The organism is Xylanibacter rarus (assembly GCF_001275135.1).
Lineage (GTDB): Bacteria > Bacteroidota > Bacteroidia > Bacteroidales > Bacteroidaceae > Prevotella > Prevotella rara.
Window position 1 is genome coordinate 1 of record NZ_LFQU01000025.1, and the last position, 12,054, is coordinate 12,054.

At 49.7% G+C, this 12,054-nt stretch carries 10 protein-coding genes; 6 read left to right on the plus strand and 4 right to left on the minus strand.

The annotated features are described in order from the left end of the window. The first annotated feature begins 586 nt into the window (after positions 1-586). Positions 587-1,690, plus strand: coding sequence for a glycosyltransferase (locus ACU52_RS11495; protein WP_053398874.1), 1,104 nt, complete (start codon positions 587-589; stop codon positions 1,688-1,690). A gap of 151 nt (positions 1,691-1,841) precedes the next feature. Further along, the gene (locus ACU52_RS11500; RefSeq protein WP_053398875.1) at positions 1,842-2,651 is read left to right on the plus strand and encodes a LicD family protein; all 810 of its coding nucleotides are present in this window, start codon (positions 1,842-1,844) and stop codon (positions 2,649-2,651) included. 99 nt (positions 2,652-2,750) lie between these two features. Here the strand turns inward: ACU52_RS11500 and ACU52_RS11505 are convergent, their stop codons facing one another. Both ACU52_RS11505 and ACU52_RS11510 read right to left on the minus strand, forming a co-directional pair. Further along, a complete protein-coding gene (locus ACU52_RS11505) occupies positions 2,751-3,755 on the minus strand; it encodes an NAD/NADP octopine/nopaline dehydrogenase family protein (protein WP_053398876.1) in 1,005 nt (334 codons plus the stop codon). An 18-nt stretch (positions 3,756-3,773) separates the two neighbouring features. Next, the gene (locus tag ACU52_RS11510; protein WP_053398877.1) at positions 3,774-5,594 is read right to left on the minus strand and encodes an aminotransferase class I/II-fold pyridoxal phosphate-dependent enzyme; all 1,821 of its coding nucleotides are present in this window, start codon (positions 5,592-5,594) and stop codon (positions 3,774-3,776) included. Between the two features lie 585 nt (positions 5,595-6,179). Here ACU52_RS11510 and rplM point away from each other — a divergent pair. The 4 genes from rplM to tsf all read left to right on the plus strand — a co-directional run bounded on the left by rplM (position 6,180) and on the right by tsf (position 9,180). Continuing rightward, entirely contained in the window at positions 6,180-6,641 is a 462-nt protein-coding gene (rplM, locus tag ACU52_RS11515; protein WP_021855731.1) for a 50S ribosomal protein L13, read from the plus strand. Between the two features lie 10 nt (positions 6,642-6,651). Beyond that, positions 6,652-7,038 carry a 30S ribosomal protein S9 gene (rpsI, locus tag ACU52_RS11520; protein WP_021855732.1) on the plus strand — a complete coding sequence of 129 codons (387 nt, stop codon included), beginning with the start codon at positions 6,652-6,654 and terminating at the stop codon, positions 7,036-7,038. Between the two features lie 264 nt (positions 7,039-7,302). After that, positions 7,303-8,151, plus strand: coding sequence for a 30S ribosomal protein S2 (gene rpsB, locus ACU52_RS11525; protein ID WP_021855733.1), 849 nt, complete (start codon positions 7,303-7,305; stop codon positions 8,149-8,151). A gap of 39 nt (positions 8,152-8,190) precedes the next feature. Further along, positions 8,191-9,180 (plus strand): translation elongation factor Ts, encoded by a 990-nt coding sequence (gene tsf / locus ACU52_RS11530; RefSeq protein ID WP_021855734.1) that lies wholly within the window; start codon positions 8,191-8,193, stop codon positions 9,178-9,180. 244 nt (positions 9,181-9,424) lie between these two features. Here tsf and ACU52_RS11535 read toward each other — a convergent pair whose 3' ends face one another. Together ACU52_RS11535 and ACU52_RS11540 are read right to left on the minus strand one after the other, a co-directional pair. Continuing rightward, positions 9,425-10,564, minus strand: coding sequence for a sensor histidine kinase (locus tag ACU52_RS11535; protein WP_053398878.1), 1,140 nt, complete (start codon positions 10,562-10,564; stop codon positions 9,425-9,427). Next, positions 10,554-11,879, minus strand: a complete 1,326-nt coding sequence (locus ACU52_RS11540) for a sigma-54-dependent transcriptional regulator (RefSeq protein WP_021855736.1) — start codon at positions 11,877-11,879, stop codon at positions 10,554-10,556. Before ACU52_RS11540 ends, ACU52_RS11535 begins: the two co-directional genes overlap by 11 nt. Positions 11,880-12,054 lie beyond the last annotated feature (175 nt).

The window sequence follows — 12,054 nt, forward strand, 5'->3', positions numbered from 1 at the left end:
TTCATACCTATTAGTAAAAAATAGGAAGCAAGCGGATTGAAAAATCCTTATAGTTCAGTTCCGGCAGATTACAAATCAGCCGGCACATTAGTCTTGTTGGTATATGCCGCTTGTAGGGACAACATCGAATATAAGAATTGTAGAGAAGCAACAAGGCTAATGTTCTGGCGGATATGCTATCCGACAGCAAAAAATATAAGGATCTGTGATCCGAAATTCATACCTATAAATCATAAATAGGAAGCAAGCGGATTGAAAAAATCCTTATACTTAATTCCGGCAGATTGCAAATCAGCCGGCACATTAGCTTTGTTGCTACATATCCGTCGGAACAATAGTCTTGTTGGTATATGCCGCTTGTAGGGCTCGGCATAACCAAATATAATTTGCTTCTGCTCTCACTTGCACGACAATTGCAAATCAGCCGGAACAATAGTCTTGTTGCTACATATCCGTCGGACAAGCTATAATGTAAATCCTCAAATCATAATTGGTTGGCGCCGAACTTCATTTCTCCATTCTCAATTCTCCATTCTCAATTATTCTTCGTATTTTTGCAGATATAACAACTTTGCCATAAACAGATATGCAGAATAAGAAGAAACGAGTTTTTCATATAGTGTCGCATTTCGATGTAGGCGGAGCCGAGAGAGTGGCCGTGAACATTGCCAAGTCGCAGACTGAAGGCTTTGAATATCACGTGGTGGAACTGATACGCGCACACTCGGCGTTCACCAAAGTGTTTATAAAGGAACTCGAGGACGCGGGGATAAAATATCATCGGGGGCTGGTGCCAGAGGTGCATTTTCATTATCTGTTTGAGCGTCTCGCCGCAGTTACCTTTCCGCTGTGGTTTATCTTTCTGTTTCTGAGATACCGCCCTGCCGTGATACACAGCCACACCGAGATGCCCGACCTTGCCATATATTCGTTCTTCAAGATGTTCCCGACGCTGCTCAGAGGCTGCAAGGTGGTGCGCACAATACACAACACGCAGCTGTGGACAGGACTGAAGAAGACCGGGATGAAGGTGGAGAAATTCTTTATACGCAACAACTCAAACATAGCCATATCCGTAGCCGTGCGCGACAACTACACGGCAGAATATCACCAAACTGCACCTATTATATATAATGGTGTGGCTCCGTCGACGCAGAAACCGTTTGACGGAATTGTTGAAGGCAAGAAGAACATTCTGTTTGCCGGACGGCTCGAACCACAGAAAGGCATCGACGTGCTCGTGGAGATTATCAGCAGACTGAGCGGCGACGGCCGTTTCTTCTTCCACGTGGTGGGCGACGGCAGCATGCACGCCTTTGTACAAAGCAAGCTCGGCGGACTGCCCAACGTGAGCCTGCGCGGCCCTATACACGGACTGCCGGCATATCTGTCATCGTTCGACTATCTGCTCATGCCGTCGGTGTTTGAAGGTCTGAGCATAATGTCGCTCGAGGCAAGCATGGAGGCACTGCCCGTGATAGCCAACAGCTGTCCCGGACTGCGCGACACCCTGCCCGACGACTGGCCGCTGAAGGTGAGCGGCAACAGCATCGACGCCTATATGCACATATTCAACGACATTGTGGCAAAGGAAGACAAGAGCCGCTTAGGATGCATCGCCCGCGACTTTGCCGCCGCAAAATTTGGCGTAAGGCAGATGCAGACAAGCTACGAGAAGGTGTACGGCTGACCTGATGACGCCATGCAGGCCTCAACGCCTGCACCAACAGGCACATAACGCCCGGCAGGACGGCCCATGTTTAGCTACTTTTTACAAAGTCATGCGGCAAAAACATAAAAAAGCATTACCTTTGCATCAAACTGATTTACGCGGAAAAGATATGAAACGAATTACCGACATAGCCGAACTGCGCAAGGTGCAGACGGGCATACTCGACGACATACACAGATTCTGCGCTGCCAACGGAATAATGTATTTTCTGTCGTGCGGCACTCTTATAGGAGCCGTGCGCCACAAGGGATACATACCATGGGACGACGACCTCGACCTGTATATGCCGAGAAAAGACTACGACAGATTTGTGAAACTCTATACTGACGCAGGCGGACGCTACCGCGTGCTCGACCCGAAGAAGGAGAAAAACTACTTCTACACATTCGCGAAGGTGGTAGACACACGCACGCTGCTCGTCGAGACAGAAACAGAAGGATACCAGATTGGCGTTTACGTAGACATATTCCCAGTAGACTACGTCAGCGACAACGAGGCCGAAAGGCAGCGCATATTCAAGCGCAAGCGGCTGCTGTATAAGATAAGGCGATGCAAAATTTCAAAGAGAAACTATCTGAAGTCGGCACTGGCCTACTATTGCTACAAGATGCTGCCCGTAACCGTGGGCATGCTAAACGGCATGATTGAGCGCATGGTGGTAAGACGGGAGCCTACAAACACCGTTGCCAACATGACCGAAGCCGGCCCGTCGGTAAAGGGATGCATGCCGGCAAAGGACATAGAGGGCGACGTTGACATTGAGTTTGAGGGAAAAATGTATAAGACCATGGCAGGATATAAAGACTATCTGAGCCGCACCTACGGCGACTATATGAAGCTGCCGCCCGTGGACCAGCGCGTAACCCACAGCTTCGAGGCTTACTGGACCGACGGCAACGAGCCGAAAGACGGCGAATAGCATCAAGAAAAAGAAAAAACGATTTAGACATAAGAGAAAAGAAAAGCCGGGCAATGGTCATTGTCCGGCTTTTCTTGTATTGTTGCAACTGACACCTGGTCATAAAATCTTGCTCATTCCCCACTCGTAAACCTTGTCAATAACCGGACAAGGTATATGTTTTTCTTTTGCCAGATTGCGTATTATGGCAAGTCCGTAGGGAAAGTCCTCGGTGAAATATCTGCTCGAGAAATCGGGAACATAGCCCCCGTCGACCTTCTTCATTGGCGACGGTATGCCCTTGAAGGCTTCTATGGAGCGCAGCTTTGCCGCAAGAGAGGCGGCGTCGGTGCTCTCGTAATATTCGAGCACGCCGGGAATGCATCCGGACGAAACGGGAAGCACACGGAGCAGCAGGCTAAGCTCGTTGTCCATGGCGATATAAATGGCTGCCGCCTCTTCGGTCCATTCCTCATAGAACATGCTGTTGCGGCTGTAGACATCACCCGGCTTCCAGTCTTTCCACATGCTGTAAAGGCGCGAGGGATGGAGCAGCGGATTGCTGTTGGTGAGACTCACCTCATACATATTGTCAAGAAGAGTTACAGGAGTGGCCATGAGGCGCTCTATGTCGCTACGCAGCTGTTCGGGATGCTCCACGTTGTCCGTGCCCATGCTCAGCGACTTTTTATACCCAAGGAGCGACGCCCTGTGGCCATACTCCGAGGTGCGGGCTATGAAGGGCACGCGCTGAAAGCCGAAAAGAGGTGTGCCGGAAGGCAGCAGGCGCCTGGCATGGAAATAAAAGCCCGTGCTCGACACGATGCTGCCCACAACCGTGGAGGCAGAGAGATGCGGACATATTTCGCTGAGCGTAGACTCTATCGAAAAGCCGGGAAGGCAGAGCAGAACGATGTCGGCACCGGGCACCACCTCGGCGGCATCGGCCGACACGCAGGCCAGACGGCCCTCGAGCGTGCCACGGTCAGGAGTGTCGACAAGCAAGGTTTCGCCCCACTGAGCCGGGCGGCGCGTAAGTATTCTCACTTCATCTGTGCCGGCTGCGGCAATAAATCCGGCAGTTACATGTCCGAGGTTTCCACCTCCGCAGATACATATTTTCATGTCGTGCGTATTGTTGTGTTATTGTTTGTCTAAAGCCAGCAGTGCATCCACAAGCCTGTCGTTGTCGGCCGTGTCTCTCACTGATATCCTGACAAAGTTCTTGCCCTCAAGGAAGGTTTTAGTGTTGCAGTCTTTTATCATTATATTAAACTGCGCCAGAAGCTTCTTTGCCAGTTCGTGCGACGTGAACTTGCCAAGCACCTCACAGCAGAAATAGTTGGCCTGCGACGGCAGCACACGCATGTAAGACACTGTCTGCAAGCGCTTCATGAAACGTGCCCGTTCGCTAATAAACTTATGGCAGGCTTGGGTGTAGTCGGCCTGATATTTGTTGAATATCTGCATGTAGAACTCGGCAAACGAATTGATGTTCCAGATGCTTACATCCTTCTTCACACGGCTGATAAGCTGCTCGTCGGCAGACGCCATTATGCCAAGGCGAAGACCCGGCACACCGTATGACTTGGAGATGCTCTTGATGACAACAAGGCGGGGATTGTCCTCGAGCGTTGAGTTGCGCAGCAGCGTGTTATGCTCAAAGTCATCGCTGAAGTCGACAAACGACTCGTCAACAACGAGCCTTATGCCCTGCCCGGCGCACCAGCGGCTAAGGCGCAGGACATCGTCTGCCGGAATGAAGTTGCCTGAAGGATTGTCGGGATTGATAAGCAGAAGACTCTTTATGCCGCTGCCTTCGAAGAAACGCATAAGGTCGTCGGCGGTATAAGACAGGTCATTGTTGTCGGGATAAAACGCCACGATGTCGTCCTTACTGAGGCGGTGGGGATATTCCTCAAACGTAGGGAACACCACGCCCGTAAGTCCTGCCGACTGCTCCATGAGGCTCTTGATAAGCTCTGCCGCACCGTTGCCCACGACGACAAACTGCTGCCTGATGCCGAAATACTTGCCGGCCAGCAGCGAGTTGACATACATGCCCGACGGATATTCGCGCATGAGCGTGTCAAAGTTGGCCTTCATCTCCTCAGTTAGCTGCTCGGGCGGGAAGTAAGGGTTGACAAGATAGCAGAAGTCGAGCATCTTCGGGAAGCGCCAATGACCGCCGTAGCGGTAGTTATAGCGGCGCATCATCTCCTCGTCCTCGGCAAAGAGCGTCTCGGCAATGTCAAGGTCCTGCACGTCGTCAATCTCATACCATTTCTCGTTTCCAACAGGAAGCGCCTTAAGGTTAGAATTGTCGAGCAGCGTTATCACGCGCAGCACCTGCTCATAATATTCGTTGTTGCCCAAGGCCTTGCAGTAAGCATCGAGGAAAGGAACATACTGACGGCACGAAAACTCACGGCTGAACTTATAGATGTTTACCGTTTTATAGTAATCATCGACATCCTCAAACCTGAAAGCCTTCTTCGGGACAAAGTTCACGATATTGCGCTCCTTGTCTATCCTTACCATCGTTCCGTCCATCCACGACTCATATTTAGCCACAAGTGCAAGGTTGGGATGCGGATCGTTCAATATCATGGGCAGCATGCGGTCGGAGAAAATAAGGTCGGACTCTATAAGCAGCGTATCGTCCTGCTGCAGCTGCTCCTTGGCCAGCGAAAGCGAATAAATATTGTTTGTCTTGTTATATATAGGATTCTCCACATACTCTATGTTGAGCCTGCCGTCGTACCTGTTGCCTATATGGGCCTTTAGTTCACTGCCCTTATATCCCACAACGATAACCACGCGCCGCAAGTCAAGACGCGCAAGCTGTCCGAGCATACGGTCAATCAGTTTCACGCCGTTGACCTCTACCATACATTTAGTGTTGTTCTTGGTGTATTCGCCAAGTCTGCGCCCAAGTCCGGCCGCAAGGATTATTGCCTGCATAACAAATAGTCTTAAAAATTTGGATATCCGGCAGAAGCTTAAAGTGCCGCAGCACCATCAGGGCCGCTTACATATTCAGCATGTAAACAACGCCTAAGCCCAAAGCTGCACATTCTGCCGCCACAATCTGATTATCTTTCTGTCGGCAAAGATAATGAAAGGTGAGAGCAAAGCAAAATAAAAACACAGTTTTTTACTTTTTGCTTAGCCGAGCCGCATCTTATCTTATGAAAAGATAATGAAAGGTGAGAGCAAAGCAAAATAAAAAACATAGTTTTTTACTTTTTGCTTGGCCGAACCGCATTTATTCTGCTGAAAAGGCATCAGGTTTTACGCTATACGACGCCCATCGGTAGTTAAACTAAGTTAATTAAATATAATACAACACGTTCAACGCCCTTCCCTGCGAACGAGTTATAATAAAAATATGTACCTTTGCAGTCCGATTATTAAGGGGATAACTCTTAGAACCCCGGAACGGAGTGTTAATAGTCGTACTTTTGGCCGAGTGCGACGGTTAGTGAATCGCCGTTCAAGCAATAATGAATTTAAAAACGTTTTTTAGTAGTAATTTTAAAATTAAAAATGAACACTTTAAGTTACAAAACTATTTCCGCAAATAAGGAAACAGCAAAGAAAGAGTGGGTTGTTATCGACGCCACAGACCAGGTAGTTGGCCGTCTTTGCTCTAAGGTTGCCAAGATTCTGCGTGGAAAGTACAAACCTAACTTCACTCCTCACGTAGACTGTGGTGACAATGTTATCATCATCAATGCCGCTAAGGTGGTATTCACTGGCAAGAAAGAAACCGACAAGGTGTACACCCGTTATACTGGTTATCCTGGCGGACAGCGTTTCAACACTCCTGCCGAGCTGCGCAAGCGCAAGGACGGTGCAGACAAGATCATCCGTCACGCAGTTAAAGGCATGCTGCCCAAAGGCCGTCTCGGACGTCATATCTTGAACAATCTTTATATATTCGATGGCACAGAGCACGATATGCAGGCTCAGCAGCCAAAAGCAATTGATATTAACCAGTATAAATAATTAAGCAATAATGGAAGTAGTTAATGCAATAGGTCGCCGTAAAAGTGCCGTGGCACGTGTTTACGTAAGCGAAGGTACAGGCAAAATTACAATAAACAAGAAAGACATTACAGAATATTTCCCATCAGCTATTCTGCAGTATGTTGTTAAGCAGCCTCTGCAGCTCCTTGACGTAGCTGAGAAATATGATATAAAGGTGAACCTCGATGGTGGTGGTTTCACAGGTCAGAGCCAGGCTCTGCGCCTCGCCATTGCACGCGCACTCGTTAAGATCAACGAGGAAGACAAGAAGAATCTGAAAGATCACGGATTCCTTACTCGTGACGCACGTGCCGTTGAGCGTAAGAAACCGGGTCGTCCGAAGGCTCGCCGTCGCTTCCAGTTCAGTAAGCGTTAATATCTGGCGGAAACTGTTCCTAAAGATAAAGGCATGCCTGTGGAAGCGTCGTCACAAGGCTTTATTTACCTTGTGTACGGCGAAGCCCCAAGTCTGCCGACTGAACATTGTTTAGCATCTAAACCGATAAGACCCGCCGCAACGGCGATAATCGGAAAGCGCTCATGGCCATGCCGCGGTGCTAATGCCGCAGAGCGGTTACCTGTCGGTTGGTTCTAACAAAACTAAAAAGAAAGTAAACAAAACAATTAAAAAGAAAAGAAAATGTCAAGAACAAATTTTGATATGTTATTGCAGGCTGGCTGCCACTTTGGCCACCTGAAACGTAAGTGGAACCCCGCAATGGCTCCTTATATCTTCATGGAGCGCAACGGCATCCACATCATCGACCTTCACAAGACTGTAGCCAAGATTGACGAGGCTGCAGACGCACTGAAGCAGATTGCCAAGTCAGGAAAGAAAATCCTGTTCGTTGCTACTAAAAAACAGACAAAGGACGTTGTAGCTGAGAAGGCTGCGTCTGTAAACATGCCTTACGTTATCGAGCGCTGGCCGGGCGGTATGCTCACCAACTTCCCGACAATCCGCAAGGCTGTTAAGAAGATGGCCAACATCGACAAACTGATGAACGACGGAACTTACTCAAATCTCTCTAAGCGTGAGATTCTGCAGATCACACGTCAGCGCGCTAAGCTCGAGAAGAACCTCGGCTCTATTGCTGACCTGACTCGTCTGCCTTCAGCTCTGTTCGTTATCGACGTTATGAAAGAGGCTATCGCAGTTAAAGAGGCTAACCGCCTGGGTATTCCTGTATTTGCAATCGTTGACACCAACTCTGATCCTAAGGATGTTGACTTCATGATTCCTGCTAACGACGACGCAAAAGACAGCGTTGAGGTTATCCTGAACGCTTGCTGCGCTGCTATCGCAGAGGGTCTTGAGGAGCGCAAGGTAGAGAAGGCTGACGAGAAAGCTGCAAAAGAGCAGGCTGAGGCTAACGCTATAGAGGACAAACCGAAGCGCGCACGCAAGGCTCGCAAGGATGCTCCTGCTAAAGAGGAAGAGGCTGCTAAGGCTGAAGAAACAGCTGAAGAGGCTCCCGCTGAGGCTTAATATCTGATTTTAACTAACTTAAAATAGAAAATACGAATTATGGCTGTATCAATAGCTGATATACAGAAAATCCGCAAGATGACCGGTGCCGGTCTTGCAGATTGCAAAAAAGCCCTCACAGACGCTGAAGGCGACTTTGACAAGGCAGTACAAATCATCCGTGAGAAGGGTCAGGCTATCGCTGCTAAACGTAGCGACCGCGAGACATCTAACGGCTGTGTACTCGTTAAGGCTGACAATGGTTTCTCTGCCATGATAGCCCTGAAGTGCGAGACCGACTTCGTTGCTAACGGTAAAGACTTCATCGCTCTGACACAGAGCATCCTTGATGCTGCCGTTGCTGCCAAGGCTAAGACTCTTGACGAAGTTAAGGCTCTGCCTCTGAACGGAAGCACTGTTCAGGACGAGGTTATCGCACGCTCTGGTATCACAGGCGAGAAGACTGAACTTGACGGATATCTCTATCTCGAAGGCGACAACGTGTCTGTTTATGACCACATGAACAAGCACTTGCTCTGCACAATGGTTCAGACTAACAAGCCGGCTGAAGAGCAGGCTCACGCTGTTGCTATGCAGGTAGCAGCTATGAACCCTGTTGCTCTCGACGAGGCAAGCGTTCCTCAGGAAGTTAAAGACACTGAGCTGACTGTTGCTATCGAGAAGACAAAAGAGGAGCAGATCAACAAGGCTGTAGAGGCTGCCCTGAAGAAGGCTGGCTTCAATCTCTACATCGCTGAGAACGAGGAGCACATCGCTGAGGGTATTGCTAAAGGCAACATCACTGAGGCTCAGGCTGAAGAGATACGCAAGATAAAGAAAGAAACAGCTGAGCAGAAGGCTGCCAACATGCCCGAGCAGATGGTTCAGAACATCGCTAAGGGCCGTATGGCTAAGTTCTACAAGGATTCTTGCCTGCTCAACCAGGAGTTCATCCAGGACAGCAAGCAGACTGTTGCTCAGTATCTGCAGGCTGCCGATAAGGAGCTCACAGTTGTTGCTTTCAAGCGTTTCACACTCCGTGCTGAATAATCCTTAAAGCAAAACAATAAACAAAAAGCTGTCTCAAACATTTTGGGGCAGCTTTTTTTATGCCTTGTTACATATACACGAAGACATGGAGAATAAATCAGGAATCCTGCCTATAAGTATAGGCAATAAAAGTTTCTGAATAAACTCATCACTCGTCACATTTGCCTTTAATAAACTGAATGATAGACACATACAGCGTAATGAGTTGCCTTGTTAAACTAGTCACACAGGTACAAAACAGAAATTAGTTGAAGATAAGCCTGAAAATAGTCAGTCGGTTAGCCCTGTCGGTAACAAGAGAGATAAAGCCGTTGCTCACACGCATAATCTGTCTGGATATAGAAAGGCCTATGCCACTGCCTTCTTTCTTTGTCGTAAAGAAAGGCACAAATATGTGAGAGGCCACATCGTCGGGTATCATCGGGCCGTCATCTATTACGTCTATCACCACGGTGTCGTTCTCGCCGGTGTAAGCCTTCATCCATATATGCCCACCGGCAGATACTGCATCGGCGGCATTTTTCAGCAGATTAGACACCACCCTACTTATAAGTCCCTCATCGGCATATACAATAAGATCGCCCGGAAGCACGTCGGCCTCAACAGTGCATCCGTCTTTAAGATACTGTCTGGCAAGACTCGCCATCCGCTCAAGAAACGGCTTAACGTAAAAGAGCGTAGGCTGCGGCGCAGGAACATGGGTAAATCGGCGGTAGTTCTCAACAAACTTGACCAGTTCCTTGCCTGTGCGGTTGATTACCGAAAGTCCTTCATGCTGTTCGCCTTCCGAATGGCGCAGCAGCGTATCACTGAGCGACACAATAGGCGTTACGGTATTCATGATTTCGTGAGTAAGCACACGTATTAGCTTAACCCATGAGTCGATTTCCTGATTGGCAAGTTCCCCTTTGATGTCGCTGAAGGCAACAATCCTCACACGGCGCCCTTTCAAGAATGTGTTGGTCTCGCGCGACGAGAAGTTTTTCATCGTCTCCTTTATCTGGTCGACGTGCGTTATCACCTCACGCTGCAGAAGTTTCTGTGCAGCACGATTGTAGCGCAGCACCACCCCACGGCCTTCCTCAACCACGATAATGCCCGTGTCGACAGAATCAAGTATAAGTTCAAAGTATTTCTCTCGCTCCATCTGCTCGTCGCGCGCATGCATCAGTATGTCCTTCACCCGGTTCAGCGACCTGTTAAGCACTCTGTCGCCTGCCGCCTTGTCGCCCTCGGCAAAGCGGAAGCTATAATCGCCGTTGTCGATAGCGTTGAAAAGGAAGGTTACCTTTCTGACGGTCGACCTGTAGCGCCGCCAGAAATAAAGGCAGCCTGCGGCCGCGACGACGGCAAACAGGAGCAGAAGAGCAATATCAAAGTCCATACTTCTTTATTTTGTTATACAATGTCTGGCGCGACACGCCAAGCCTCGACGCCACCTGCGACAGGTTGCCGTCACACTCGCGTATAGTCTTTTCTATCAGCCGGCTCTCCATCTCGCCTATTGTCTGCACGCCTTCCATAGGCTTCTCCGCAACAGACGCGCTGCCGCTTATGTCCTGCTCGCCTATCTCCCTGCCGTCGCTCAATATCACGGCCTTCTCTATTGCGTGCTGCAGTTCGCGGATGTTGCCATACCACGGCATATCCTTTATCTTCTGTTCGGCAGCCGGCGTAAGCTCCATTGCGGGCTTGTTATACATAGCCGCATACCTGTTGAGGAAGAGGCGTGCCAGCGCCGGAATGTCTTCTCTACGCTCACGGAGCGAGGGCAGATGCAGATGTATCGTGTTGATGCGGTAGAGCAAGTCTTCGCGAAACTCGCCCTTAGTCACCATATCGCTCAGGTCGCGGTTTGTGGCGCATATCAGTCTGACGTCGATAGGTATAGGCACACTGCCGCCCACGCGCACAATGCTGCGGCGCTGCAGGGCCGTCAGCAGCTTTGCCTGCAATGCGTAGCTCAGGTTGCCTATCTCGTCGAGAAACAGCGTGCCGCCTTCAGCCAGTTCAAACTTGCCTGCCTTGTCTGCCTTGGCGTCGGTGAATGCCCCTTTGACATGACCGAACAGCTCGCTCTCAAACAGCGTCTCGCTCACGGCTCCCATGTCTATCGTCATCAGACTCTTGCCGCTACGGTGCGACAGACGGTGAATCTCGTTGGTCAGCACCTCCTTGCCCGTGCCGTTCTCGCCGGTTATCAGTATGTTGGCGTCGGTCGCTGCCACCTTAGTTACCATAAGTCTGAGTTCCTGCATGCACGGAGCCACGCCCCAGTACATGCCGCTCTCGCCGCTGCCGGCATCAGAGCCGCCGGCCGACTTGCTGCACGCCTCCTTCAGCGTGGCTATCAGCTTGTCGTTGTCAAACGGCTTTACGATGAAGTCAGTGGCGCCCGCCTTAATCCCGCTTACGGCCAGTTCGATGTCAGCATAAGCCGTAAACAGCACCACCTTGGCCTGCGGACGCATCTTCTTGATTTGTCCGAGCCAATAAAGTCCCTCGTTGCCGCTGTTTATTCCGCTCTGAAAGTTCATGTCGAGCAGCACCACGTCGGGCTTGTCCTCGCGCAGGTGCGCCGGAATATTGTTCGGATTGGCTATGGCGACAATATGCTCAAAGGTGTTCTCGAGCAGCATCTTCACGGTGGTCAGGATGTTGCGGTTGTCGTCTACAATAAGTATTGTTCCCTGTTTCATTTCAATGCAAAGATAGGTTGTATAACCGACAAAAGCAAGAGTGTGTAAAGTTTTTGGACACTAAATTTTCAGATATTCACAAATAATATTACTATATGCCACCTTCATGCCCCATCACACGCACAGCCATACGGCTCGCGGCACGGCTTAAAGCAGCAAGACAGCCTGCATAAAG

Excerpts from the sequence above, each read along its gene's own strand:
- ACU52_RS11495 (WP_053398874.1), top strand. The coding sequence starts at position 587 with ATGCAGAATAAGAAGAAACGAGTTTTTCATATAGTGTCGCATTTCGAT.
- ACU52_RS11500 (WP_053398875.1), top strand. The coding sequence starts at position 1,842 with ATGAAACGAATTACCGACATAGCCGAACTGCGCAAGGTGCAGACGGGC.
- ACU52_RS11505 (WP_053398876.1), bottom strand. The coding sequence starts at position 3,755 with ATGAAAATATGTATCTGCGGAGGTGGAAACCTCGGACATGTAACTGCC.
- ACU52_RS11510 (WP_053398877.1), bottom strand. The coding sequence starts at position 5,594 with ATGCAGGCAATAATCCTTGCGGCCGGACTTGGGCGCAGACTTGGCGAA.
- rplM (WP_021855731.1), top strand. The coding sequence starts at position 6,180 with ATGAACACTTTAAGTTACAAAACTATTTCCGCAAATAAGGAAACAGCA.
- rpsI (WP_021855732.1), top strand. The coding sequence starts at position 6,652 with ATGGAAGTAGTTAATGCAATAGGTCGCCGTAAAAGTGCCGTGGCACGT.
- rpsB (WP_021855733.1), top strand. The coding sequence starts at position 7,303 with ATGTCAAGAACAAATTTTGATATGTTATTGCAGGCTGGCTGCCACTTT.
- tsf (WP_021855734.1), top strand. The coding sequence starts at position 8,191 with ATGGCTGTATCAATAGCTGATATACAGAAAATCCGCAAGATGACCGGT.
- ACU52_RS11535 (WP_053398878.1), bottom strand. The coding sequence starts at position 10,564 with ATGGACTTTGATATTGCTCTTCTGCTCCTGTTTGCCGTCGTCGCGGCC.
- ACU52_RS11540 (WP_021855736.1), bottom strand. The coding sequence starts at position 11,879 with ATGAAACAGGGAACAATACTTATTGTAGACGACAACCGCAACATCCTG.